Origin of the sequence: Cyanobacterium sp. T60_A2020_053 (genome assembly GCA_015272165.1) — a bacterium.
In the GTDB taxonomy this organism is placed as follows: domain Bacteria; phylum Cyanobacteriota; class Cyanobacteriia; order Cyanobacteriales; family Cyanobacteriaceae; genus Cyanobacterium.
In genome coordinates this window covers 1-22,461 of sequence record JACYMF010000015.1, presented here as the reverse complement: position 1 = coordinate 22,461, position 22,461 = coordinate 1, and the positions used below count along the sequence as shown (strand labels likewise).

35 protein-coding genes are annotated in these 22,461 nt (G+C 39.2%); 4 read left to right on the top strand and 31 right to left on the bottom strand.

Annotated features, from left to right (window positions below; all coding sequences use genetic code 11):
- Positions 1-440: 440 nt before the first annotated feature.
- Positions 441-1,193 (top strand): response regulator transcription factor, encoded by a 753-nt coding sequence (locus IGQ45_02660; protein ID MBF2056128.1) that lies wholly within the window; start codon positions 441-443, stop codon positions 1,191-1,193.
- A 131-nt stretch (positions 1,194-1,324) separates the two neighbouring features.
- The gene (locus IGQ45_02655; protein MBF2056127.1) at positions 1,325-1,552 is read left to right on the top strand and encodes a hypothetical protein; all 228 of its coding nucleotides are present in this window, start codon (positions 1,325-1,327) and stop codon (positions 1,550-1,552) included.
- Positions 1,553-1,751: 199 nt separating this feature from the next.
- On the opposite strand, the gene rpmE is transcribed toward IGQ45_02655, so the two are convergent.
- The 30 genes from rpmE to IGQ45_02505 all read right to left on the bottom strand — a co-directional run bounded on the left by rpmE (position 1,752) and on the right by IGQ45_02505 (position 18,058).
- Positions 1,752-1,997, bottom strand: coding sequence for a 50S ribosomal protein L31 (rpmE, locus tag IGQ45_02650; protein MBF2056126.1), 246 nt, complete (start codon positions 1,995-1,997; stop codon positions 1,752-1,754).
- Positions 1,998-2,060: 63 nt separating this feature from the next.
- Positions 2,061-2,459, bottom strand: a complete 399-nt coding sequence (gene rpsI, locus IGQ45_02645) for a 30S ribosomal protein S9 (protein MBF2056125.1) — start codon at positions 2,457-2,459, stop codon at positions 2,061-2,063.
- 2 nt (positions 2,460-2,461) lie between these two features.
- Positions 2,462-2,917 carry a 50S ribosomal protein L13 gene (rplM, locus tag IGQ45_02640; GenBank protein ID MBF2056124.1) on the bottom strand — a complete coding sequence of 152 codons (456 nt, stop codon included), beginning with the start codon at positions 2,915-2,917 and terminating at the stop codon, positions 2,462-2,464.
- 11 nt (positions 2,918-2,928) lie between these two features.
- Positions 2,929-3,750, bottom strand: a complete 822-nt coding sequence (truA, locus tag IGQ45_02635; GenBank protein MBF2056123.1) for a tRNA pseudouridine(38-40) synthase TruA — start codon at positions 3,748-3,750, stop codon at positions 2,929-2,931.
- A gap of 12 nt (positions 3,751-3,762) precedes the next feature.
- Positions 3,763-4,113 (bottom strand): 50S ribosomal protein L17, encoded by a 351-nt coding sequence (gene rplQ, locus IGQ45_02630; GenBank protein MBF2056122.1) that lies wholly within the window; start codon positions 4,111-4,113, stop codon positions 3,763-3,765.
- Between the two features lie 167 nt (positions 4,114-4,280).
- Positions 4,281-5,267, bottom strand: a complete 987-nt coding sequence (locus IGQ45_02625) for a DNA-directed RNA polymerase subunit alpha (protein MBF2056121.1) — start codon at positions 5,265-5,267, stop codon at positions 4,281-4,283.
- A gap of 97 nt (positions 5,268-5,364) precedes the next feature.
- A complete protein-coding gene (rpsK, locus tag IGQ45_02620; protein MBF2056120.1) occupies positions 5,365-5,757 on the bottom strand; it encodes a 30S ribosomal protein S11 in 393 nt (130 codons plus the stop codon).
- 145 nt (positions 5,758-5,902) lie between these two features.
- Positions 5,903-6,283, bottom strand: a complete 381-nt coding sequence (rpsM, locus tag IGQ45_02615) for a 30S ribosomal protein S13 (GenBank protein ID MBF2056119.1) — start codon at positions 6,281-6,283, stop codon at positions 5,903-5,905.
- A gap of 62 nt (positions 6,284-6,345) precedes the next feature.
- Positions 6,346-6,459, bottom strand: a complete 114-nt coding sequence (rpmJ, locus tag IGQ45_02610) for a 50S ribosomal protein L36 (GenBank protein MBF2056118.1) — start codon at positions 6,457-6,459, stop codon at positions 6,346-6,348.
- Positions 6,460-6,587: 128 nt separating this feature from the next.
- On the bottom strand, positions 6,588-6,818 hold the full coding sequence (gene infA / locus IGQ45_02605; GenBank protein MBF2056117.1) for a translation initiation factor IF-1: 231 nt from the start codon (positions 6,816-6,818) through the stop codon (positions 6,588-6,590).
- Between the two features lie 77 nt (positions 6,819-6,895).
- Entirely contained in the window at positions 6,896-7,450 is a 555-nt protein-coding gene (locus IGQ45_02600) for an adenylate kinase (GenBank protein ID MBF2056116.1), read from the bottom strand.
- A gap of 174 nt (positions 7,451-7,624) precedes the next feature.
- Positions 7,625-8,938 carry a preprotein translocase subunit SecY gene (gene secY / locus IGQ45_02595; GenBank protein MBF2056115.1) on the bottom strand — a complete coding sequence of 438 codons (1,314 nt, stop codon included), beginning with the start codon at positions 8,936-8,938 and terminating at the stop codon, positions 7,625-7,627.
- 199 nt (positions 8,939-9,137) lie between these two features.
- Positions 9,138-9,608 carry a 50S ribosomal protein L15 gene (locus IGQ45_02590; protein ID MBF2056114.1) on the bottom strand — a complete coding sequence of 157 codons (471 nt, stop codon included), beginning with the start codon at positions 9,606-9,608 and terminating at the stop codon, positions 9,138-9,140.
- Positions 9,609-9,632: 24 nt separating this feature from the next.
- Complete coding sequence (rpsE, locus tag IGQ45_02585) at positions 9,633-10,190, bottom strand: 30S ribosomal protein S5 (GenBank protein MBF2056113.1); 558 nt, start codon at positions 10,188-10,190, stop codon at positions 9,633-9,635.
- 12 nt (positions 10,191-10,202) lie between these two features.
- Entirely contained in the window at positions 10,203-10,565 is a 363-nt protein-coding gene (locus IGQ45_02580; protein ID MBF2056112.1) for a 50S ribosomal protein L18, read from the bottom strand.
- 2 nt (positions 10,566-10,567) lie between these two features.
- Entirely contained in the window at positions 10,568-11,107 is a 540-nt protein-coding gene (rplF, locus tag IGQ45_02575; protein MBF2056111.1) for a 50S ribosomal protein L6, read from the bottom strand.
- Between the two features lie 126 nt (positions 11,108-11,233).
- Positions 11,234-11,635 carry a 30S ribosomal protein S8 gene (gene rpsH, locus IGQ45_02570; GenBank protein ID MBF2056110.1) on the bottom strand — a complete coding sequence of 134 codons (402 nt, stop codon included), beginning with the start codon at positions 11,633-11,635 and terminating at the stop codon, positions 11,234-11,236.
- A gap of 29 nt (positions 11,636-11,664) precedes the next feature.
- Positions 11,665-12,207, bottom strand: coding sequence for a 50S ribosomal protein L5 (gene rplE / locus IGQ45_02565; GenBank protein MBF2056109.1), 543 nt, complete (start codon positions 12,205-12,207; stop codon positions 11,665-11,667).
- A gap of 62 nt (positions 12,208-12,269) precedes the next feature.
- Positions 12,270-12,581, bottom strand: coding sequence for a 50S ribosomal protein L24 (locus IGQ45_02560; protein MBF2056108.1), 312 nt, complete (start codon positions 12,579-12,581; stop codon positions 12,270-12,272).
- A 48-nt stretch (positions 12,582-12,629) separates the two neighbouring features.
- Complete coding sequence (rplN, locus tag IGQ45_02555; GenBank protein MBF2056107.1) at positions 12,630-12,998, bottom strand: 50S ribosomal protein L14; 369 nt, start codon at positions 12,996-12,998, stop codon at positions 12,630-12,632.
- A gap of 47 nt (positions 12,999-13,045) precedes the next feature.
- Positions 13,046-13,294: a 30S ribosomal protein S17 gene (gene rpsQ, locus IGQ45_02550; GenBank protein MBF2056106.1), complete on the bottom strand. Its 249-nt coding sequence runs from the start codon at positions 13,292-13,294 to the stop codon at positions 13,046-13,048.
- 16 nt (positions 13,295-13,310) lie between these two features.
- A complete protein-coding gene (locus IGQ45_02545; protein ID MBF2056105.1) occupies positions 13,311-13,532 on the bottom strand; it encodes a 50S ribosomal protein L29 in 222 nt (73 codons plus the stop codon).
- A gap of 5 nt (positions 13,533-13,537) precedes the next feature.
- Positions 13,538-13,954 carry a 50S ribosomal protein L16 gene (gene rplP / locus IGQ45_02540; GenBank protein ID MBF2056104.1) on the bottom strand — a complete coding sequence of 139 codons (417 nt, stop codon included), beginning with the start codon at positions 13,952-13,954 and terminating at the stop codon, positions 13,538-13,540.
- Positions 13,955-13,981: 27 nt separating this feature from the next.
- Positions 13,982-14,710: a 30S ribosomal protein S3 gene (gene rpsC, locus IGQ45_02535; GenBank protein MBF2056103.1), complete on the bottom strand. Its 729-nt coding sequence runs from the start codon at positions 14,708-14,710 to the stop codon at positions 13,982-13,984.
- A 20-nt stretch (positions 14,711-14,730) separates the two neighbouring features.
- Positions 14,731-15,084, bottom strand: a complete 354-nt coding sequence (gene rplV, locus IGQ45_02530) for a 50S ribosomal protein L22 (protein ID MBF2056102.1) — start codon at positions 15,082-15,084, stop codon at positions 14,731-14,733.
- Between the two features lie 82 nt (positions 15,085-15,166).
- On the bottom strand, positions 15,167-15,445 hold the full coding sequence (gene rpsS, locus IGQ45_02525; protein MBF2056101.1) for a 30S ribosomal protein S19: 279 nt from the start codon (positions 15,443-15,445) through the stop codon (positions 15,167-15,169).
- 41 nt (positions 15,446-15,486) lie between these two features.
- Positions 15,487-16,329 (bottom strand): 50S ribosomal protein L2, encoded by an 843-nt coding sequence (gene rplB / locus IGQ45_02520; protein MBF2056100.1) that lies wholly within the window; start codon positions 16,327-16,329, stop codon positions 15,487-15,489.
- Between the two features lie 40 nt (positions 16,330-16,369).
- Positions 16,370-16,708 (bottom strand): 50S ribosomal protein L23, encoded by a 339-nt coding sequence (locus tag IGQ45_02515; protein MBF2056099.1) that lies wholly within the window; start codon positions 16,706-16,708, stop codon positions 16,370-16,372.
- Positions 16,698-17,336 carry a 50S ribosomal protein L4 gene (gene rplD, locus IGQ45_02510; protein ID MBF2056098.1) on the bottom strand — a complete coding sequence of 213 codons (639 nt, stop codon included), beginning with the start codon at positions 17,334-17,336 and terminating at the stop codon, positions 16,698-16,700. The genes IGQ45_02515 and rplD overlap by 11 nt, the downstream gene beginning before the upstream one ends.
- A 38-nt stretch (positions 17,337-17,374) precedes the next feature.
- Complete coding sequence (locus IGQ45_02505) at positions 17,375-18,058, bottom strand: 50S ribosomal protein L3 (GenBank protein MBF2056097.1); 684 nt, start codon at positions 18,056-18,058, stop codon at positions 17,375-17,377.
- Positions 18,059-18,860: 802 nt separating this feature from the next.
- Here IGQ45_02505 and IGQ45_02500 point away from each other — a divergent pair.
- Both IGQ45_02500 and IGQ45_02495 read left to right on the top strand, forming a co-directional pair.
- Positions 18,861-19,976, top strand: coding sequence for a hypothetical protein (locus IGQ45_02500; protein MBF2056096.1), 1,116 nt, complete (start codon positions 18,861-18,863; stop codon positions 19,974-19,976).
- Positions 19,969-20,826, top strand: a complete 858-nt coding sequence (locus tag IGQ45_02495) for a DNA adenine methylase (GenBank protein ID MBF2056095.1) — start codon at positions 19,969-19,971, stop codon at positions 20,824-20,826. Before IGQ45_02500 ends, IGQ45_02495 begins: the two co-directional genes overlap by 8 nt.
- Positions 20,827-21,239: 413 nt before the next feature.
- Here the strand turns inward: IGQ45_02495 and murG are convergent, their stop codons facing one another.
- Positions 21,240-22,301 carry an undecaprenyldiphospho-muramoylpentapeptide beta-N-acetylglucosaminyltransferase gene (murG, locus tag IGQ45_02490; protein MBF2056094.1) on the bottom strand — a complete coding sequence of 354 codons (1,062 nt, stop codon included), beginning with the start codon at positions 22,299-22,301 and terminating at the stop codon, positions 21,240-21,242.
- Between the last annotated feature and the right edge of the window lie 160 nt (positions 22,302-22,461).

Below are 22,461 nucleotides of genomic sequence, written 5' to 3'. Positions count from 1 at the left end.
ATCATAAAAACCGTTTCTAGTGCCGAAGAAGGGCGCTGCAATAATAAATAAACCCGTTAAAATTACTAATAATATTTTAACATCCATAACTTGATTAGTCTCCCATAATGGTATATCTACTAATTTAATCCATATTTTTCGGACTTCGACAATCTTTTAACAAAATTAATCATTATTATTAGGCAAAAATAGAATTAATTGTTGGTTTCAGGTGTCGGGTGTCGCGGTGTTAGGTTAAAGAATTGATAAGAAACTTATATTTATTGATCTTTTTCTTGTACAAGAGTCTATTGAGGGAAGGGTTTTAAACCTGAAACCTGCTACCTCCCTTAACTCAAAATTTGAATCAGTGCGTAATATCAGTTAATCATTATTATTTGTATTTTTTATGCCATATTCTGTTATATATTTAATCAGAGAACAAAATGTAGAGAGTTTTTATGTTATCTCTGGAAATTCCTTCCCATAGCGCCCCTGCCTCAAAGTCTTTGAGTAATAACATTTTATTGATTGAAGATGAAGATTTGATTCGTAATATGGTAGCCCTCAATTTAGAAGAAGAAGGCTACCAAGTGACTAAGATAAAAAATGGTCGAGAAGCTTTAACTTTACTAGATTCTTCCTCACCTGATCAGGAAAATCCTAGTTTTGATATGGCAATTCTTGATTTGATGTTACCTGAAGTAAATGGTTTGGATATATGTCGTTTATTGCGCCAAAAAGGCAATCATATTCCTATTCTCATTTTAAGCGCTAAAGCTGCCGAAACCGATCGGGTTTTGGGTTTGGAGGTGGGCGCTGATGATTATTTAACTAAACCTTTTAGCATGAAGGAGTTAGTCGCGCGCTGTCGTGCTTTACTGCGCCGTAATTCTCTTAATAATAGTTCTCCTGCTAATATTAAACAGTATAAAGATATTACTTTGTTTCCTGATGAATGTCGGGTGATGGTTAGAAATGAAGTGGTTAACCTTTCCCCGAAGGAATTTCGTCTTTTAGAATTGTTTATGACTTATCCTAAGAGGGTATGGGATCGGGAGCAGTTGATTACGAATATTTGGGGCGGAGATTTTCTCGGCGACACGAAAACCGTTGATGTGCATATTCGTTGGTTACGAGAAAAATTAGAAGAAGATCCCAGTAATCCTCAATATTTAATTACCGTTAGAGGTTTTGGTTATCGTTTCGGTTAATTTGTTTCTGTTGTCAATATTTATTTACAGAGCATTTGAGATGAATAAACTACATTTTTTGTCTCTCCTCTCGCAAAGGCACAAAGACGCAAAGAAGAGTTTTTTGATAATCAAAAATTTAGTTCAAAGAAATGAAAAAGGAAGCTATATCAAGTTCGTTTGATCAGCCGAAGGCTGCCGCTGCGCGATCACTTATAGATAAATTAAAAAAAATCTTAGTTCAATTTATTGAACGGGATAATGTTAGCCGTGTAATTTATTACACGGTGGGTAAATTACTTGATATTAGACAAAAAAAAGCCCCTCTCCTATGGGAGCAGGGCGTTTTCATTCTCAAAAATGTTAGTTTCTCAAACTAGCCAATAATCTGAAATTCAGAGGTTTTTAACTACTAATAAATCAATTAATAGTAAAAAATCCTCCTGTCTCCCTGAATCTCCCCCCTTTTTAAGGGGGGTTGGGGGGGATCATCCTTATATTGTCTTCTTGTCAAAAACAAATCAATTTTGATCCTGACTTTGAAAACACCCTGCTATGGGAGAGGGGTTGGGGTGAGGGTTACTTTTGTTCCTCTTCTTCTTTTTTAGTCTGAGTGCTGCCAAGCATACCGTATTTACGCAAGAAACGATCCACGCGCCCTTCAGCGTCGATAATTTTCTGAGTACCAGTATAAAACGGGTGATTTCCTGACCAAACCTCAACGTTAATTTCAGGCTTAGTTGAACCAATACGCATAATTTCTTCACCGTTACAAACTACTTTGGCATCGGGATACCATTCGGGGTGAATTCCAGATTTAGGCATTTTTTTCTCCTAATAAATTTTAGATAATAATGAAAAGATGAGGGGAAAATTCCCCTGATAAATTTAACGTTTCGAGAACTGAGGAGCTTTACGAGCTTTATGTAAACCGTATTTCTTACGCTCTTTAGCACGGGGATCACGGGTTAAATAACCTTCAGCTTTTAAGGGTTGACGATTTTCCGGGTCTAATTGACACAAAGCGCGCGCCACACCCAATTTAACGGCATCAGATTGACCAGTTAAGCCACCGCCATGGGTTCTGATTACCATGTCATATTCATTTTCTAAACCGAGGGTTTCGAGGGGCGCTTTGAGGGCTTGAATATAGCCCTGAATTTGTTGGAAATATTCAGTTCCTTCTCTCTTATTAACTGTAACCGCACCAGTACCGGGTACGAGGCGCACGCGCGCTACAGAAGCCTTACGGCGACCAGTGCCTAAATATACTACTTGATCAGACATTTTTATTTACCTCCCGTGGGGATAGTTTGAATATGTAACACTTCAGGTTGTTGCGCTCCATGGGGATGAGTAGCGCCCTTATAAACTTTTAACTTGGTAAACAAGCTACGACCAAGACTATTTTTGGGCAACATTCCTTTTACCGCAGTTTCGATAATTCTTTCAGGAATACGTTGCTGTAATTTGTCGAAAGTTTCAGTTTTCATTCCACCCGGACGACCTGAGTGACGACGATATAATTTTTGACTGCCTTTATTTCCTGTTACTACTACTTTTTCTGCATTGACAACAATGATAAAATCACCAGTGTCAAGGTGAGGAGTAAAATTAGGCTTATTTTTGCCTCTTAAAACGTTAGCAATTTCCGTTGCCAAGCGTCCAAGACGTTGATTTTCAGCGTCAACAACAAACCATTTTTGTTGTATTTCGTCTATTTTTGGTACAGTTGTTTTGTTCATTTTTGAAAGTTTTAACTAAAAGTAAAAATAGGTTGACTGTTATACCAAACCGATTCAGGGATAGGGAAATGGGGATAAATCACCCGTAAAAAACATAATCCCTTGGCAGGAGCTGAATATTTCACTAGATCACGCCTTTGATCGCGCCAAATCTCCTGAAATTCTTGGGGACTGCGTGTCCCGTTGCCCACTTCCACCAGTAACCCCACCAAGAGGCGCACCATCCCGTATAAAAAACCACTAGCTTGAATTTCAATGTGGATTAAATCTCCCGTGCGCTCACAGGAAATTTCTTGCATCTCCAAAAAAGAATGGGGACGGGGTGAACCGGCGCGGCGAAAGGCACTAAAATCATGCTTTCCTAGCAGGGGATTTAATGCCTCTGCCATGATTTTTTCATTTAAAGGTTGATGATAATAATGCCATGTAAAGGGTTGGAGAAATAAATTGGGAATACTTCCCGTGTATATAGTATAACGATAACGACGGGCTAGAGCAGTAAAACAGGCGTGCCAATCATCGGTGACGGGCGCTGAGGCTCGAATCAACACATCATCAGGCAAGACGCTATTCAAAACTTTTGCCCACTTGTCTGGAGGAATCCTCGAACAAGCATCAAAATGAGCCACTTGTGCCGAGCCATGTACTCCGCTATCAGTTCGCCCTGCACCATGTAAAGTAACATGATAACCGAGCTTAACCGCAATAGCCTGTTCAATCTCTTCTTGTACCGTACGCTGGTTTACTTGTCGTTGCCAACCACAAAAGTTAGTTCCAATGTACTGAATCACCAGTACAATTCGTTGTTTTTTGGAGTTAGCAGGATCAGTCATGGTTAAAAGCAATTAGACTAACTGAATAATAGCCATTTCTGCATTATCACCACGACGGCTTTTAGTGCGAACTACTCTGGTATAACCACCATTGCGATTGCCATAGCGTTCGGGCGCTTTTGCAAAAGTATCATTAACCAAATCTTTATCGTAAACATAACCCAGCGCCCGTCTCCGTGCGGCAACCGAGCCATCTTTTGCCAAAGTAATGATTTTATCAGCCGTAGTGCGTACTGCCTTAGCTCTTGCCTTGGTGGTGACAATTTCACCATTTTTTAATAGTTCTGTAGTAAGGGAGCGTAACAACGCCTTGCGCTGATCCGCCGGTAATCCCAACAAAGGGACTTTACAACGATGTCTCATAAATTCCTCCTAAATAATTGATAATGGACAATGGATAATTGATAATGGGAAAAATTTTTGAAAGAGCAAAAATAGAAAATTTGAAAAAGGCAAAAATTAATTATTAATTACTCCCCGCTTTTCCCTCTCCCTCTGTCTCCCCTGCTTCCCTTTCTCCCTCTCCAACACTAAGGAGTAGCCACAGGCTCTTGACTATCAATCAAATCACCAGCGCCCTCCTTACTCTTACCTTCAGCTAAAGTAATACCCAGACGATCTTGTAATGCCTCGATTACCTCTTCCGCCGACTTCTGACCGAAATTCTTAATTTCTAAAAGGTCATCTTGAGTAAAGTCTAATAAATCTGCTACAGTGTTGATCTGCGCACGTTTCAGACAATTATAGGCACGAACAGACAGGTTCAATTCCTCAATAGGAATTTGGCTGGTGGGGTCTTCCTCTTCCACTGTTGGTTCAACTTTTCCTTTAATATTATCCACATCCTGTAGAGGAGTGAATAAATTAATGAGAATCTCAGACGCTTGGGATAAAGCCTCTTCTGGCTTTAAACTACCATTCGTCCATATTTCCAAAATTAAACGGTCAGATAATTCACCTTCATAACGAATTTCTTCCACCGTAAAATTAACCTTAGCAACAGGCATAAAAATAGAGTCAATCTGTAGAAAATCAAGGGAAGAACTCTCATCCATGCTCTTGTCAATAGCACGATAACCAGTGCCACGCTCTACTTTAAACTCCATTTCTAACTTAGCGCCCTTACCCAAAGTACAAATATAATGGTTCGGCTCAACCACTTCTATTTCTGAAGGTAAAGTAAATTGAGAAGCCGTTATAGTATCGGGTCCTGTCGCCACTAAACGACCGATTTGAGTAGTGTCAGTATAGCTTTTAAACACGAGTTCTTTCATGTTTAGCATAATTTCCATGACATCTTCCCTAACCCCTTCAATCACGGCAAACTCATGATTAACCCCCGCAATTCTCACGGCGGTTACTGCTGCCCCTTCCAAGTTAGACAAAAGAACCCGTCTCAAAGCATTCCCGACGGTAATCCCCTGTCCCCGCTCTAACGGTTCGAGAGCAAACTTACCATACTGACCTTGATTTTTTTGAGTTTTACTTTCTAAACAGTCTATTTTAAACACAGCCACAGTGATTATTTCCTCGATGTATGAAGTCTGGTTTCGATGTATGTTCATTGAGCCATGGCTCAAACAGAGAAAAATTCTCTAAGTATAAAAAATGAGCTTATACTCTTCTTCTCTTGGGAGGACGACAACCATTATGGGGAATCGGGGTAATATCTCGAATGAGAGTGATTTCTAATCCTGCACCTTGTAAAGCTCTAATGGCGGTTTCACGACCAGCGCCCGGACCACTAACCATGACCTCTACTTGCTTCATGCCATTATCCATGGCGACGTGCGCCGCAATGTCAGCAGCAGTTTGAGCCGCAAAAGGAGTACCCTTTTTCGCTCCCTTAAAACCACTAGAGCCAGCTGTTGCCCAAGAAATCACATTACCAGTGGTATCAGTAATGGTGACGATGGTATTATTGAATGTAGATTTGATATAAGCAGTACCACTAGGAATATTTTTTTTCTGCTTCTTTGGTCCTCCCCGTTTGGTAGGTTTTGCCATGGTAGTTTTACCTCTTTAACTGATTTAGTTTGTAAATTAATTTAATGGTTACATTTAGGCAGTAAGTCTTAACTCAAATTTCACAAGAATAACCATCGGTGGATGCAACGTATTTTCCATCAATGGTTTCTGTTTAAGTTTAAGTTTATTTCTTAGGTGCTTTTTTCTTACCAGCAATGGTAAGTTTACGTCCTCGACGAGTTCTAGCATTGGTTCTGGTTCTTTGTCCTCGCACGGGTAAACCCTGACGGTGACGACGACCACGATAAGTACCAATATCGCCCAGACGCTTAATATTCATTGTCTCGAGACGGCGTAAATCTCCTTCAATTCGATAATTTTCTTCGATTTGCGCCCTTAATTTAGCGATTTCCTCATCGGTCAAATCTTTAACTCTAGTATCGGGATTAACTCCCGTAGCTGCTAAAATTTTCTGAGAAGTCACTAAACCAATACCGTATAGATAGGTTAAACCTATTTCCACTCGCTTATCACGAGGTAAATCGATACCTGAAATCCGTGCCATGTCTAATAGTTTCCTTCTTGTTTTGCCTAATTAGTATTTTTAGCTTAAACTGGTGTTTAAGTTTATCCCTGACGTTGTTTGTGTTTGGGATTCTCACAAATGACCATTACCCGACCTTTACGGCGAATCACACGGCATTTGTCACAGATTTTTTTAACTGATGCTCTAACTTTCATAGTATTAGTTTACACTGCAAGCCTTTAATTATAACAATATTTTATTTTTACTGTCAAACTTTGAGTATGGCTCAAAACCTTAATTAGTGCTAAATTTGCTCATTTTGATAAAACTTAACAACTAAACTTTAGGCTTTTTTTCCTTTAAGTCGGTAAGTTATTCTACCCTTACTCAAATCATAGGGAGTTAACTCAACTTTGACACGATCACCAGGTAAAATTTTGATGTAATTACGTCTAATTTTCCCAGCGATATGGGCAAGAACGTTAAATCCGTTATCTAAGTCCACTCGGAACATGGCATTAGGTAGTGATTCCGTCACAGTGCCTTCCATTTCAATCAAGTCTTTTTTTGACATACTCTAGTCCTCTTAATTTTATTTTAATCCTTGTCGAGCATACCAAATCTATACAGGTTGATAAATTGGGGTTATCATCAGGATTTGACCATCGTATGTAAGTCCCGACTAATTTCTGCCATAGGTCGATCGCCATCCACATTTTTAAGTAAACCCTTCTGATCGTAAAAATCGATGAGGGGCGCTGTTTTTTGGCGATACACTTCTAAACGATTAGCAATAGTCTCCTCGTTATCATCTTTTCTTCCTCTTGCCAACAAACGCTTAATCAAAGTATCATCTGGGACATTTAGATTAATTACCGACTGACAATTTTGGTTTAACTGACTCAATAAATTTCCTAAGAACTCAGCTTGAGAAACATTACGAGGAAAACCGTCTAAAATCCAACCTTTAAGAGCATCATTTTGACGTAATCTTTCCTTGATCAAATCTAAAATCAACTCATCAGGAACTAAATCCCCATTATCCACATAAGATTTAGCCTTCAAACCCAAAGGAGACTGAGAAGCAATGGCACTTCTCAACATATCCCCCGTAGAAATATGAGGGATTCTTAAACTTTGAGCCAACATCTGTCCTTGAGTACCCTTCCCAGCGCCCGGCGCCCCCAAAAAAATTAGTCTTGTCATCCCAATATCCTGTTTAAATTTTTACTGATTTTAACCTCCCCCTAACTTGAAAGAGCTTAATTACCATGAAACAAACCTATGGCAATGGGCTTAAGCCCATTGTTCAACTTGTAGGTTGGGTTGAGGATACGAAACCCCACATAACCCATGGATATATATAAAACTTTTATCCAACTACTCCTTAACCATACCCTCATAACGTTGAGAGATGACATAGGTTTGCACCTGTTTAGCGGTATCAATAGCCACACCCACAAGAATTAACAGGGAAGTTGCCCCAAAACCTTGAAAAGTAGTAACTCCCGTCGCACTTTCCACGAAAGTAGGCACAGTAGCCACCACTGTTAAGAAAACCGCCCCTAAAAGAGTTAAACGATTTAACACCCCTTCCAAATAAGCCACCGTAGCCTTACCCGGACGAATGCCAGGAATACTAGAACCCATCTTCTTCAAATTTTGAGCAATATCTTCAGGATTAGAAATCAAAGAAGCATAAAAATAACTGAAAAAGACGATCAGTACAGAATAAACTACCACATACCAAATTGAACCCGGACGCAAAGCCAAAGCTACCTGATTCAGTAAAGCATTAAAGGGAGTTTCTTCCGCAAAACCAGCCACAGAGGAAGGCAAGACCAACACCGCCGAAGCGAAAATAATTGGCATCACACCCCCCTGATTAAGTCTCAAAGGAAGATAACTGGTGCGTTCACGGTATAAACGGCGCCCGACTTGACGACGAGCCGAGATAATAGGAATACGGCGCGTACCTTCCTGCACAAAAACAATCCCCACAATCATTACCAAAAACACGAGAATCAATAGCACCACTTGGGCGATAGCTTCTCGTCCACCACTTTGAGCATAATCGATGGTATTGCCTAAAGTACGAGGTAACACTGCGACAATATTTACAAAAATCAACAAAGATGCGCCATTACCCAAACCGCGCTCAGTGATTAATTCCGATACCCACATCACAAACATAGAACCAGCCGTAATAGCCAATACCGTCTCAAGGATGAATAAAGGACCGGGATTAACCGCATAAGGACGAAGTAACCCAATGGTAATACCCGTACTTTGAATGATAGCCCACCCTAAAGCCACATAACGGGTAATTTGAGCGATTTTACGGCGCCCGATTTCCCCCTCATTCTTTTGTAAATCTTCCAGTGCAGGAACAGCAGAAGTTAACAACTGAATAATAATGGAAGCATTGATATAAGGTAAAATACCTAGAGCAAATATGCCCACAGAAGCTAAACCGCCTCCTGTAAATAGGTCTAAGAAGCCCAAAAAAGGAAGAGTTTGCACCGCCGCCTCAAAAGCGTCTCTATCAATACCCGGTACAGGGATATAAATACCTAAACGGATCAACACCAGTAACCCTAGAGTAACGAGCAAACGACCACGAAGCCCAGCGGCTTGAGCCATTTGCATAAAAGTTTCTTGAGCAGTGGGAGTTTTTTCTCTGCTAACAACCATGATCTAAAAAATATCAATATAAATGGTGAACAAATACACTTTCCCTTAATTATTCTTTTTACCAGCTCAGTTCTAATAAGTTCATGGTTATGACTTTAGTCATAAAAATACTCACAAATAGAACTACTTAATAAAAACCGAAGGGAAAAGACTTTTTTAAGGATGAGTTACGTTAACCCATACCTTAACATCTTGACACTTATTGATCACTATTGCCTTGAGTATATTCTGGAATAGAAATTGAACCACCAGCGCCCGTCACCTTAGTTTCAGCAGATTTACTCCAAGCAGCCGCTTTGATATTTAAAGCCACAGAGATTTCTCCATTACCTAAAATTTTCAAAGGACCGTCATTAGTAGTAACAATACCAACTTCCATCAAAGACTCAATGGTGACATCACTATTAGCAGGTAAATCAGCTAACTTCTCCACATTGATAATGGTGTATTCCTTGCGATTGACTACTGTAAAATGTTTTAACTTCGGTACACGTCTGTAGAGAGGCATTTGCCCCCCTTCAAACCCGGGTTTAGTACCCGTACCAGAACGAGATTTTTGACCTCTCATGCCGAAACCGCCACTAGCACCTTGACCAGCGGAGATACCCCGACCGATCCGGCGACGACGTTTTTTGGAGGAAGGTTTTGGAGCGATGTTATGAAGTCTCATAATTATCTTTTTTTAACAATGGGCTTATGAATAAATTTGTTCTAAAGGAATATCTCTTTCCCTTGCCACTTCAGAGAAACTACGAATTTGCTGGAGAGCATTAACCGCTGCCCGAGCATTATTCAAAGGATTATTAGACCCTTGTTGTTTCGCTAAAATATTTTTGATTCCAGCTAATTCAAGCACTGTACGCACAGCGCCCCCCGCAATTACCCCAGTACCCGGAGCAGCCGGGCGCATAAATACTTTAGCTCCCCCCGCCACACCATTACTAACATGGGTAATAGAACTAGCTTTATTGAGGTTAACGGAGATGAGATGCTTTTTACCGTCAGTAACAGCCTTACGCACTGCATTGATGACATCTCCAGCTTTCCCCACACCAACACCTACTTGTCCTTTTTCGTTTCCTACCACCACAATGGCACGGAAACTGAGCTTTTTACCGCCCTTCACTACTTTACTAACACGACGAATTTGCACAACTCGCTCTTGCCAAGTAGTATCTTTTTTCTCACGTTGCTTTCTTTGCTTGCCTTTGCGTTGATCTTTTTGATCTCTTTGTTCGCGCTCTTTTGCCATGATTAATTCCTCTTAGAAGTTTAGACCAGTTTCACGGGCGGCTTCCGCTAAGGCTTTGACTCGTCCATGATAAATATTACCACCACGGTCAAAAACTACCTTCCCGATGCCTTTCGATAAAGCTCTTTGAGCTACCAACTTGCCCACCTCAGCCGAAGCATCACAATTAGAAGTAGAACTTAACTTCTCTTGTAACTCCTTATCCAAAGTAGAAGCGGAAGCAATGGTATGTTGAGCCACATCGTCAATGATTTGAGCGTAAATATGCACATTAGAACGAAACACGGCGAGGCGAGGGCGCTCAGGTGTTCCAGTTACCTTTTTCCGAATCCGTAAATGACGACGTTGAACCAGATTTTTACGATTAATGGTCATAATTATTTCTTACCTGATTTACCTACTTTACGTCTGACGTACTCACCAGCGTAGCGAATACCTTTGCCTTTATAAACTTCAGGGGGACGAACTGCACGAATTTTCGCAGCCATGTTACCGACTAATTCCTTATCGATACCAGTTACTACCACTTCTGTGTTGTTGTTTACCGCCACAGAAATACCACTCGGCATTTCCATTTCCACTGGTTTACTGTAACCCACATTAAGGGTCAGCTTTGAACCTTGAGCGGCTGCACGATAACCAACCCCTTGAATTTCTAATTTCTTTTCAAAACCCTGACTAACTCCGTCGATCATATTCGCCACCAAAGTACGACACAAACCGTGTCTTTCTCTAGCTTTACGGGAATCATTAACTCGGCTAACTTCTAAAGTGTCTCCCTCTTGAACAACTGTGATCAAAGATGGTAATTCTCGATCCAAATTGCCTTTAGGTCCAACTACTTTTACTTGTTGACCGTTGATCTCAACGTTTACTTTAGCAGGTATCGTTATGGGACGTTTTCCAATACGAGACATGATTTAATTTTTAAGTTCTAATTTGTGAATTTATCTAAACAACAAACAATTAATAATCTCCAATATTCTGTTGACAAAACCAATGAGGTTGACAACAGATCATTGTCAAATTTTCTTTGTCTATTATTACCAGATGTAGCAGAGAATTTCTCCGCCAACACCTTGTTTTCTAGCTTCTCTGTCAGTCATGATGCCTTGGGAAGTAGAGATAATTGCTACCCCAATACCACCTAATACTCTGGGTAAATCTTTTTTCTTGCTATACACCCTTAAACCGGGGGTACTAACTCGACGAATATTTTGGATAATTGGTTGACGATTTCTCCCTTTATATTTTAAAGAGACAACGATGTCTTTTTTTACTCCCTCGCCGACTTCTTCGTAAGTACCAATAAAGCCTTCTGTTTTTAATACATCAGCAATACTACGAGTCATGCGTGTGCTGGGGATTGCCACGGTAGGGTGGCGTACGGCACAGGCGTTACGAATACGAGTCAGCATATCTGAGATGGTGTCGTGTGCTGGCATTCTTTCTTCTTTTCCTCTCTTACCTTATATTATTTGTCACGAAAGGGCATACCCATTTCCTTGAGTAATGCTCGTCCTTCTTCGTCAGTGTTAGCGGTGGTGATGATGGAAATATCAAAACCTCTGATTTGATCGATGGTGTCGTATTCAATCTCAGGGAAAATTAACTGTTCACGCACCCCTAAACTATAGTTGCCTCGACCATCAAAACTTTTAGGACTGATGCCACGAAAGTCACGAATACGGGGTAACGCTAGACTAATGAGACGATCTAAGAAAGCATACATTTTATCTGATCTTAATGTCACCATAGCGCCCACCGGCATTCCTTGACGGATTTTAAAACCGGCGATAGCTTTTTTAGCACGGGTAACAACGGGCTTTTGTCCAGTAATAATCGCTAGTTCACTAAGTGATGACTCTAGTGCTTTAGCATTCTGAGAAGCCTCTCCTAAACCTCTGTTAATAACAACTTTGGCAATTTTGGGAACTTGATGAATATTCTCATAACCAAACTGTTCTTTTAGTTTAGGAGTAATTGTTTCTTGATAAAGGGTTTTTAGTCTTGACATTGCTTTGGTTACTGATGGTTATATATTAGTACCGTTAGTGAGATTTAATTAGTAACTGAAAATTAGTCAATAATTTCACCAGTTTTTTTCAGTTTTCTCACCTTTTTTCCTTCTTCAGTAATGACATAACTAATACGACTAGCTACTTTTTCTTTTTCAGAATAAAGCATTACTTTGGAGCTATGAATCGGAGCTTCATAGGTGGTGATTTGTCCTGATTCTCCCTGCTGACGGGGTTTAACGTGTTTGGTTCTGATATTAACTCCCTTCACAATCACGGTACTATCTTTCGGGATGGAAAGGAGAATTTCTCCCACTTTACCTTTATCTTTTCCTGAGATAATCTGTACTGTATCACCTTTTTTTACGTGCATTTTTGCGCGTACAGGAGTTTTCTTCGCTTGATTTGTTGATCTCATGGTTTAGAGTACCTCCGGAGCTAGAGAGATGATCTTGGTGAAGTTGCGGTCGCGCAATTCTCTGGCCACAGGACCAAATACACGAGTGCCTCTGGGGTTATTATCTTTGTTGATGATCACGGCAGCGTTGTCGTCAAAACGAATACTCATACCACTTTCACGACGTAAAGATTGTTTAGTACGGACAATTACTGCACGAACGATGTCAGATTTTTTCACTGCCATATTAGGAATTGCATCCTTGACTACGGCAATAATTACATCACCGATGCCACCATAAGTACAGTTACCGGTGGATAACACCCTTAAGCACATGATTTTACGAGCGCCACTGTTGTCGGCTACGTTGAGGTAACTTTGTTGTTGAATCATGATTGTTTGGTAAATTGATTACAAAGGGTCAATAGTTTTGACCAATGTTAAATTGCTTTGGTGCTGATAATTTCCGTCAATTCCCAGCGTTTAGTTTTACTAAGGGGACGGGTTTCTCTGATTCTCACACGATCACCTTCTTGACATTGATTTTCGGGATCGTGGGCTTTATATTTTTTGGTTTTAACGACAATTTTGCCGTACTTGGGGTGAGGTGAACGGTTTTCTACAGCAACTACAGCGGTTTTATCCATTTTGTTACTGACTACAACCCCAACTCTTTCTTTTTGTGCCATATTATGTGACTAACTCCTATGCTTGAGTAGCTTGGTCTGGTTGTCTTTGTCTTTCACCTTGTACTGTAAGCAGTTGGGCGATCCAAAGTTTTGTATGTTTAAACAGATGAGGTTTATCTAAACGTCCAGTGGTTTGCTCTAAACGTAATTGAAAGAGCTTTTTTTTGGCGTTAATGATTTCCTGTGCTAGGTCCTCATCACTAAGTTTTCTTGCGTCTGCGACTTTAGGTAAAGCCATAATTTTTAGTACTCCTCCGATCTGGTAATAAATTTAGTTTTGATAGGAAGTTTTTGCGAAGCAAGGCGCATAGCTTCTCTAGCGGTAGCTTCAGGAATACCGGCGATTTCAAACATGATTCGACCGGGTTTAACCACTGCCACCCAAAACTCAGGATTACCTTTTCCTGAACCCATACGAGTTTCAGCCGGGCGCATGGTAACGGGTTTGTCGGGGAAAATGCGAATCCAGATTTTACCACCCCGGCGCACGTAGCGAGTGATTGCCCGACGGGCCGCTTCGATTTGACGGGAGGTGATCCAACAAGGTTCTATGGCTTGAAGACCGTAGTCTCCGAAGTTAATGGTATTACCACGGTAGGCGTTGCCCGTCATTCTGCCCCGATGTTGTTTACGGAATTTTGTTCTTCTTGGACTTAACATGATGGTTAGTTAATAGTTAATAGTGGCTTAATCTTCACTTGAGCGATCTTCAAATTTCTGACGGCGCGGTTGACGGCGTTCTCTGTTGCCTCGGTTGGTGGGCGCTGGTAGGTTTTCTTCGCCGGGGATAATTTCTCCTTTGAAAATCCAGACCTTGATGCCTAAAATTCCATAAATGGTGGAGGCGGTCCGATAACAGTAGTCGATGTCGGCACGAAGGGTATGAAGAGGAACTCGACCTTCTCTGATCCATTCACTTCGAGCAATTTCAGCGCCGTTCAAACGTCCACTAACTTGAATTTTAATGCCTTTTACTTCGGCTTTTTCTGCTCTTTGTAGGGCTTGACGTACTACCCTACGAAAGGACACCCGTCTTTCCAACTGTGAGCCGATAAATTCTGCCATCAGGGCGGCGTTAGCGTCCACATTGGCAACTTCAATGACGTTAACTCGAAATTGACGCTGATTGTTTAGTAAATTTTGTAAGTCAGTACGAAGTTTTTCAATACCAGCGCCCCCCTTACCTACCACAACACCCGGACGGGCGGTATGAATGGAGAGGTCGATTTGGTCTGCTTTACGATCTATTTTTACTTCTGCCACGGAGGCGTTAGCAAGTTGTTTGTCGATGTACTGACGAATTTTGTGGTCTTCTTGAAGAAGTTGGGGATATTCCTTAGGATCGGCATACCAACAAGATAAATGATCTTTGGTATATCCGAGACGGAAACCCACTGGATGTACTTTCTGTCCCATATTGTTATGTTGTTCCTTGACTATACCATTGGTGCTACTGCTACAGTAATGTGGCAGGTGCGTTTACGAATTTGATAGGCACGACCTTGCGCGCGAGGACGATAACGTTTGAGGGTAGGACCACCATCGGCAAAAGCGGTACTTACCACTAAACTGGTGGGGTCTAATCCTTCGTTATGTTCGGCATTGGCTACGGCAGAACGAAGCACTTTGATAATGGGCTCGCAAGCTCGGTAGGGCATAAATTCGAGAATAATTAATGCTTCTCGATAGGTGCGCCCACGAATTTGATCCAGCACCCTTCTCACTTTTGATGGTGACATTCTAATGTAACGGGCGATAGCCTTAACTTCTTGGCTAGTATCAACCTCAATTTTTTCCTTTGTTTTCGGCATGATAGTTATTCAATCTTGATATTGTTAGGAGGACATTAATTAAAATCCTGCCCCAAATCTATTACCTTCTAGCTTTTTTATCACTTTTAGCGTGACCTCTGAAGGTACGAGTCGGTGCAAATTCTCCCAATTTATGACCAACCATTTGCTCGGAAACAAAGACGGGTACATGGGTACGACCGTTATGGACGGCAATGGTATGACCGATCATTTGGGGGAGGATAGTGGAAGCCCTTGACCAAGTTTTGACAACTTGCTTTTCTCCTTTGGTGTTTAATTTTTCAATTTTGGAGAGCAGACTATCCGCTACAAAAGGTCCTTTTTTTAATGAACGACTCATAAAGTTTTTTTACTCTAGTGATGGAAATTACGATGATTGCCTTATTTGCCTTTGTTGGCATTACGACGGCGAACGATGTATTTATTGCTGAGTTTTTTCTTCTTACGAGTTTTCTTACCCAGCGCCGGTTGCCCCCAAGGAGATACAGGACCAGATCGACCGATGGGCGCCCGTCCCTCTCCACCACCATGGGGGTGATCTACAGGGTTCATAGCACTACCACGAACATGGGGTCTGATACCCAAATGTCTAGTTTTACCAGCTTTTCCGAGTTTGAGGTTTCTGGCTTCGATATTACCTACCCGACCGATAGTAGCGTAGCATTCTTTACGAATTAAACGTACTTCTTTCGATGGTAGTTTGATGGTAACGTAGTCTCCTTCTTTAGCCATCAATTGAGCAAATCCACCGGCTGCCCGGACAATTTGTCCACCTTTTCCAGCTACCATTTCGATGTTATGGATTTCTGTACCAAGGGGAATTTTACCCAATGGCAAAGCATTGCCTATCTCGAAGGGCGCTGTTTCACTGGCGATGATTTTCGCTCCCACTGCAATGCCGGCGGGCGCTAGAATGTATCTTTTTTCTCCGTCTTCGTACTGCACCAAGGCAATACGAGCATTACGGTTTGGGTCGTACTCGATAGCTAAAATTTCAGCGCCAATATCACGCTTATCCCGTTTAAAATCGATAATACGATAAAGTTTTTTATGACCACCACCACGGTGACGACTGGTAATTACCCCACGATTATTACGACCTTTTTTTCTATGGACGTATTTTGTGAGGGACTTTTCAGGCGTACTTTTAGTAATTTCGGAAAAATCTGAGCTTACCGCTTGTCTTCTACCGGGGGTATAGGGTCTGTATGTGCGAACACCCATAATTCTGTTTTACCTAATCAGTTTGCGGTGAACAATTCCCTTAAAGATCAGGGAAGAATATACTTTGCAAAGAGTCTCCCTCAGCAAGGGTTACTATAGCTTTTTTATATTGAGGTTTATAACCTACGTTTTGACCAACTCGACGAGTTTTACGAGGTTGATTCATGGTGTTAACTTTAACTACCTTGACCTCAAATAAACTTTCGATAGCGGCTCTGATCTGGGGTTTAGTTGCCTGTTTAACCACTTCAAAAACATACTTATTATCTTCCATCATATAAGTAGCTTTTTCTGTGACAATAGGACGGATGACCAAATCAGGTAATTCCGCTTCCGTTTTTCTGACGGCGGTGGTTTTTCCGTATCTTTTATTCGGCATTGTAAACCTCCTGTAATTTTGTCAATGCGTCAGAGGTAACAACTATTTTATCAGCGTAAAGCAGATCATAAATGTTTAAACAATCGTGATTGATCATTTTTACATTACCTAAGTTTCTGACAGACAAATAAAGGTTTTCGGAGGTAGGTTCGGTAATTACGATTAAGATTTTAGAGAAAGGATCAACACCCCAGCGCCCGAAGGCTTCCACCATTACTTTGGTTTTGGGGGCTTCAATATTTTGATTGAAGTTTTCTACTACTACTAAATCTTCACTACGACTCATGAAAGCAGTACGCAATGCTAAACGTCTTTCCTTGCGGTTCATTTTAACGCTGTAATCTCTGGGTTTTGGTCCAAAAATTACACCACCGCCTCGCCATAAGGGAGAACGGATTGAACCGGCTCTTGCTCTACCTGTTCCTTTTTGTCGCCACGGCTTACGACCACCACCACGCACTTCTGCTCTGGTTTTGGTGGATGCTGTACCTTGACGCTGATTATGTAGTTGACGAACTAAGGCACGGTGAACGATATGCTCGGCGTTTTCTTCTTTAGCAATTCTCATTTCTAAAGGTGCTTCACCGATTTGCTCACCTTGCCAATTTTTGACTACACAATTAACCATAATTTTTAATGTGATATTTTTTGTAACTGTGTGTTAATTTACTGTTGCCCGACAATGGTGGCGGGGGTAATACTAACTAAATTGCCGGTTTTACCGGGTATTGCTCCTTTAATTAAAAGTAAGTTGCGCTCGGCATCTACTTTTACTACGGTTAATTTACGAATTTTTACGTTCGTGTTGCCATAACGACCAGCCATTCTTTTACCGGGGTAGGTGCGCCCGGGAGTTGTCCCAGCGCCCGTCGAACCGGGCAGACGATGGTTTTTAGAACCGTGGGTCATGTTACCTCTTTTGAAGTTATGACGCTTTTGATAACCAGAGAATCCTCTACCGATGGTTTTACCACCGACATCCACAATATCGCCTTCATTGAATAAATCAGCTCCGATAGTTTGACCTATTTCGTAGGTGCTAACATCATCGACATGATATTCTTTGAGGTGACGAAGGGCTGGAAGTCCTTTGGTTGCCAAGTGACCGTATTCACCACTACTTAAATATTTATTAACTTCTTTCGGTTCTTTGGTATTTAAGGTTCTGGTGCGATCTGGTAACTCGTCGTAGCCGATCTGTAAGGCAACATAACCGTCTTTTTCTTTAGTTTTGATTTGAGTAACTCGACATGGACCGGCTTGAACAACTGTGACAGGAATAGCTTTTCCTGTTTCTTGGTCGAAGATTGTGGTCATGCCTAGTTTTGTACCAAGTACACCTAAGCTCACGGGATTTATCCCTCTAAATTACTAAACTACAGGTTTGATTTTGTTCACAGGAAAGATTATCTCTCACTGTGATGTAACTATCTGCAACTCAATGCTGAGTCAAATCTATATACTTAATTTGACTCAGCACTGTGATCAAACAGACATTACTTAAACTGACTAATCCACTTAGGGATGTAGTTTTGAGCCTTGACACTCTGTCGACTTAAGGAGTTTTAATCCTCAGTATCTCGGAGAGGCTAGTTTTCGTTTTTCGTCACAAACAAACATTATAGCTCATAACTGTCTCATACTGCAATCTTTTCGGGCGCTAGTTTTTAAATTGAACAAATTTTGTTTAGATCAAGTTTAGAGAATTAGTTACAAGAAGATTACATCTTCGCACTTTACCCACCATGTAATGAATTACACGGCTTATAGTATCCCGTTCAATAAATTGAACTAAGATGTGGTCAATCTCGAAGAGATTTGTATAAAACATTAAATAATCATCTTTTGATTTTAGAAAATGTCCTTAAAAACAGTTATTTATATCCTTATTTATGTCAAAGTTTATAGGATATTTTAATTATTATTGGCATTGAACCAGAGGTTAAGTATTGCACTCAATCTGCGAAGATGTTGAGTATGAGTCTTGCCATATCATGATAATTGTCAACAATTCCTGATTAAAATATTTATTGAAATACACCAAAAAGCGCCCTCCACCCTTAGAAGATAAACACGGTGAATCTTGAAAAAATATCAAATACTAAGAAAGTATTAAGATACCATTATAAATTTAATATTTATTATTTCTTTTATGGATATATTTGCAGAAATTACTGGGATAAAATATCAAAAAAATTTTCCTTCTGAACTTAAAATCATAAATAATTCTGATTTTGATATAAATTTAATATCTTCCACCTGTTTACTAAGCTATTCTGAACGTAATCTAAGTTTTGGAATTTGTAAATGGGTATCGCCAAAAAGAACTCGATCTTATCCTTATGAAAGGGTGTATAATATCTTGTCATCTTCAAAAAAAATTAGTGTTATTCCTATTATTAAAGATGAAGGCATAAACGGGGATCGAGATTTTATTCAGTGGGATACAGTATCTTTAATGAGTTTATTAGATGTTTATGTTATTTTAGGATACTATGATAGTGCCACCAAGCACAAAACGAGACAAGATAAAATTACAAATCAAAAATTTAATAGTGATTATATTAACCAAAAAATAGATGAAATTAAGAATTATTATAGTTCAGCATTGCACTGGAATTTAAAAGAAATCAGAGAGTCTTTACCCAATTTAATAAGTCAAGTTAAAACATCTTATGGAAATATTAGTGATAAATTAAGTGTTCAATTACATGATGAAAAAGGAATTAATAAATTTCAAGAAACTATCTTCAAAGGGTTAAACAATTTTATGGAAACTTCCAGAGTAAAATCTCGTTTAGCACAAGTAAGAGAAACACAAACAATTCAACCAAAGGAATTCTTAGGCACTTTATCAAAAGCAACTATTACTATTAAAAATTATTTGGGCGGATTATACTTTTTTACGGTGGATGAAGTAATTATAATTGATAATGAGTTATATTTAATTGAGTCCAAACATAGTAAAAATTCTAAATTACCTAGCCTCAGCGATATTAAAGATGGATTATTAAAGATGATTTTGTATAGCAATCTTGAAAATACACAATTAGATAATAAGTTCATCGACAAAATTCCTGTTTTAAATTTATCCTCTGACAAATTATTTGGTTTAATTGATTCTGCCAAAAATAATATAGAAGAGGTTAATAAATTTATCTGCCAAAATAAATTATCTAGTAAACAAATTAATATTATTAATACATTATTTCAAGAAGCAAATATAAATAATTTTATCGTGAAAATTGGAGGAATATTAAATGATTAAAAGTCCTTTAAGATACCCCGGCGGTAAAAGTAAAGCTATCAAATTTATCGCTCCTTTAGTTCCTGATTTTAAGGAATATAGAGAACCTTTTTTGGGGGGAGGTTCTGTTTTTATTTATCTGAAACAATTATATCCTGAGCGAATTTATTGGGTTAATGATATTTACGAAAATTTATTTTATTTTTGGCAGTATTGTCAAACTGATTTAGATACTTTAATTAATCAGGTTATTGCATGGAAAGAAGAATTTAAAGAAGGTAAATTACTATATAAATATTTAATAGGAAATCTCGAAAAATTTAACGAACTAGAGAAAGCGTCAGCATTTTTTATTTTTAATAGAATAACTTTTTCTGGCACAACGGAAAGTGGTGGTTATTCTCAAAAAGCCTTTGAAAAAAGATTTACTGATTCTAGTATTGAAAGAGTTAAAAATTTATCACAAATATTAAACAATATTGATATTACTAATTATGACTATCAAAGACTCTTAGAAACAGAAGGAAAAGATGTATTTTTATTTTTAGATCCTCCTTATTATAGTGCGGAAAAATCTGCTTTATACGGCAAAAGAGGACATTTACATAAAGGATTCGATCATGAAAAATTAGCAAATATTCTTAAATATACTAATCATAAATGGTTAATGACTTATGATGATAGTGATTATATTAAAAGTTTATTTTCTTGGGCTAATATTCAGTCATGGAATTTAACTTATGGCATGAGAAATATTAATGGTAATATTAATCAAAGTGGGAAGGAATTATTTATTGCTAACTATGATTTATCTTTGGTAGAAAGTAATGATAATCAATATCAACAGTTAGAAATATTGGGTCTTCACTAGATAGTATGCTACCGAGACTGTAAGCCTTACTCTCTCCTTCTCAAAATGCAATTTGCATACCAAGTGATGGAGAGCCAAATTTGTTGTATTAATTCTTATTTTTCATCTTTAACATTAGTTTTTAGTAAAGATTTTCCGAGTATAAAAGGAGATTTAAAAATCAATAACCATAATTTCACCAATAAACTCGCAATCATCTATTTACAGATTTTATTTAATTGACTTTATTCTATGTGATATTAAATAATACTGGGGCGGAGGGCGCTGGGTGATTTTAAAATTCTTGGTAAAATTTTATTTTACTTCATCCCTTTAGCTAATTTTGATTGTTAGCTTTGTTAATTCACCAGATTTCCTCCAAAATCAGGCTAGAAGCCCGAAATATATAAAACTTGCTATGTTATTTTTAATAGTTATTGGCAAAACTGTGCGATTATATCAGCTAAAATTTTAGCACTATCTAAAGAGGCTAAATCGCTACTTTTTTGACCCATCATTTTTAACTTATCAGGATTATTTAATAAATCAATAACGTGTAAATTAAGGGTTTCTGCTGTTAACTCTTCCTGTCGAAATAATAACCCAGCGCCCTTCACCGCAAACACTTGGGCATTATAAAATTGATGATCTTCGGCGGCGTAGGGATAAGGGATTAAAATAGAAGGGGTATTGGTAATGGCTAACTCTGTCAAGGCACTAGCGCCCGAACGACTGATGGCTAAATCCGCCCGTTGTAATAGTCCTGCCATGTTATCATAAAAATTCATTTCGATATAATTAGGGTGTTGAAATGTGCCAAAATCATCATCTCTATTCCCCGTTAAATGCACTATATAAGCGCCCATCTCCACCCATTGGGGTGCGCCATGTCGAGCCAGTTTATTAATGGCTACAGCCCCTTGTGACCCCCCCATAACTACGATGAGGGGCGCTGAGTTGGGGATGTTGAAGTCAAGAGGTTGTGAGTTTAAAAAATCTGCCCTCACAGGGGTAGTAATCCAATCAGTGTTAACGGAAGGTAAATATTTTTTTGTGCCTTCAAAACCCACGGCAACTAAATCGCACCATTTACCTAATAATTTGGTTACTTTACCGGGTAAATAGTTAGATTCATGCAAAATTACAGGAATTTTAGCCATTTTCCCTGCCATAATCGCTGGGGCGGCGATATAACCACCTGTGGTAAAAATAACGTCTATTTGCTCTTTTTTAATTAACTGATAAGTGGCAACAATTGAGCCTAACATTTTACCGAGTAAAAATAAGGTTTTGATGCCCAATTTAGTTTGAAAACCCTCAATATCGATGGTATGGAGAGGATAAGATTTAGGAATCAGAGTATTTTCGAGACGATTTGGCACTCCTAACCATTGAATGTCATAATCGAGTAATTGTTGTGCTACCGCAAGGGCTGGAAATAAATGCCCTCCCGTGCCACTGGCGGCGATGAGAAGTCGAGATTTTTTCATAGACATGGTGATATGATTTTTCTAAAATTGTAATTATAGTTTTGAGATGGAATAACTAATTATTTAACTACAGAATTATCAGCACTGACTAAGGCTGTTATAGTTTAATAACTGACGTTACGCACTGATTCAAATGTTACGTTAAGGGAGGTTTCAGGTAGCAGGT

Excerpts from the sequence above, each read along its gene's own strand:
- IGQ45_02660 (MBF2056128.1), top strand. The coding sequence starts at position 441 with ATGTTATCTCTGGAAATTCCTTCCCATAGCGCCCCTGCCTCAAAGTCT.
- IGQ45_02655 (MBF2056127.1), top strand. The coding sequence starts at position 1,325 with ATGAAAAAGGAAGCTATATCAAGTTCGTTTGATCAGCCGAAGGCTGCC.
- rpmE (MBF2056126.1), bottom strand. The coding sequence starts at position 1,997 with ATGCCTAAATCTGGAATTCACCCCGAATGGTATCCCGATGCCAAAGTA.
- rpsI (MBF2056125.1), bottom strand. The coding sequence starts at position 2,459 with ATGTCTGATCAAGTAGTATATTTAGGCACTGGTCGCCGTAAGGCTTCT.
- rplM (MBF2056124.1), bottom strand. The coding sequence starts at position 2,917 with ATGAACAAAACAACTGTACCAAAAATAGACGAAATACAACAAAAATGG.
- truA (MBF2056123.1), bottom strand. The coding sequence starts at position 3,750 with ATGACTGATCCTGCTAACTCCAAAAAACAACGAATTGTACTGGTGATT.
- rplQ (MBF2056122.1), bottom strand. The coding sequence starts at position 4,113 with ATGAGACATCGTTGTAAAGTCCCTTTGTTGGGATTACCGGCGGATCAG.
- rpsK (MBF2056120.1), bottom strand. The coding sequence starts at position 5,757 with ATGGCAAAACCTACCAAACGGGGAGGACCAAAGAAGCAGAAAAAAAAT.
- rpsM (MBF2056119.1), bottom strand. The coding sequence starts at position 6,283 with ATGGCACGGATTTCAGGTATCGATTTACCTCGTGATAAGCGAGTGGAA.
- rpmJ (MBF2056118.1), bottom strand. The coding sequence starts at position 6,459 with ATGAAAGTTAGAGCATCAGTTAAAAAAATCTGTGACAAATGCCGTGTG.
- infA (MBF2056117.1), bottom strand. The coding sequence starts at position 6,818 with ATGTCAAAAAAAGACTTGATTGAAATGGAAGGCACTGTGACGGAATCA.
- IGQ45_02600 (MBF2056116.1), bottom strand. The coding sequence starts at position 7,450 with ATGACAAGACTAATTTTTTTGGGGGCGCCGGGCGCTGGGAAGGGTACT.
- secY (MBF2056115.1), bottom strand. The coding sequence starts at position 8,938 with ATGGTTGTTAGCAGAGAAAAAACTCCCACTGCTCAAGAAACTTTTATG.
- IGQ45_02590 (MBF2056114.1), bottom strand. The coding sequence starts at position 9,608 with ATGAGACTTCATAACATCGCTCCAAAACCTTCCTCCAAAAAACGTCGT.
- rpsE (MBF2056113.1), bottom strand. The coding sequence starts at position 10,190 with ATGGCAAAAGAGCGCGAACAAAGAGATCAAAAAGATCAACGCAAAGGC.
- IGQ45_02580 (MBF2056112.1), bottom strand. The coding sequence starts at position 10,565 with ATGACCATTAATCGTAAAAATCTGGTTCAACGTCGTCATTTACGGATT.
- rplF (MBF2056111.1), bottom strand. The coding sequence starts at position 11,107 with ATGTCTCGTATTGGAAAACGTCCCATAACGATACCTGCTAAAGTAAAC.
- rpsH (MBF2056110.1), bottom strand. The coding sequence starts at position 11,635 with ATGCCAGCACACGACACCATCTCAGATATGCTGACTCGTATTCGTAAC.
- rplE (MBF2056109.1), bottom strand. The coding sequence starts at position 12,207 with ATGTCAAGACTAAAAACCCTTTATCAAGAAACAATTACTCCTAAACTA.
- IGQ45_02560 (MBF2056108.1), bottom strand. The coding sequence starts at position 12,581 with ATGCACGTAAAAAAAGGTGATACAGTACAGATTATCTCAGGAAAAGAT.
- rplN (MBF2056107.1), bottom strand. The coding sequence starts at position 12,998 with ATGATTCAACAACAAAGTTACCTCAACGTAGCCGACAACAGTGGCGCT.
- rpsQ (MBF2056106.1), bottom strand. The coding sequence starts at position 13,294 with ATGGCACAAAAAGAAAGAGTTGGGGTTGTAGTCAGTAACAAAATGGAT.
- IGQ45_02545 (MBF2056105.1), bottom strand. The coding sequence starts at position 13,532 with ATGGCTTTACCTAAAGTCGCAGACGCAAGAAAACTTAGTGATGAGGAC.
- rplP (MBF2056104.1), bottom strand. The coding sequence starts at position 13,954 with ATGTTAAGTCCAAGAAGAACAAAATTCCGTAAACAACATCGGGGCAGA.
- rpsC (MBF2056103.1), bottom strand. The coding sequence starts at position 14,710 with ATGGGACAGAAAGTACATCCAGTGGGTTTCCGTCTCGGATATACCAAA.
- rpsS (MBF2056101.1), bottom strand. The coding sequence starts at position 15,445 with ATGAGTCGTTCATTAAAAAAAGGACCTTTTGTAGCGGATAGTCTGCTC.
- rplB (MBF2056100.1), bottom strand. The coding sequence starts at position 16,329 with ATGGGTGTTCGCACATACAGACCCTATACCCCCGGTAGAAGACAAGCG.
- IGQ45_02515 (MBF2056099.1), bottom strand. The coding sequence starts at position 16,708 with ATGCCGAATAAAAGATACGGAAAAACCACCGCCGTCAGAAAAACGGAA.
- rplD (MBF2056098.1), bottom strand. The coding sequence starts at position 17,336 with ATGGTTAATTGTGTAGTCAAAAATTGGCAAGGTGAGCAAATCGGTGAA.
- IGQ45_02500 (MBF2056096.1), top strand. The coding sequence starts at position 18,861 with ATGGATATATTTGCAGAAATTACTGGGATAAAATATCAAAAAAATTTT.
- IGQ45_02495 (MBF2056095.1), top strand. The coding sequence starts at position 19,969 with ATGATTAAAAGTCCTTTAAGATACCCCGGCGGTAAAAGTAAAGCTATC.
- murG (MBF2056094.1), bottom strand. The coding sequence starts at position 22,301 with ATGTCTATGAAAAAATCTCGACTTCTCATCGCCGCCAGTGGCACGGGA.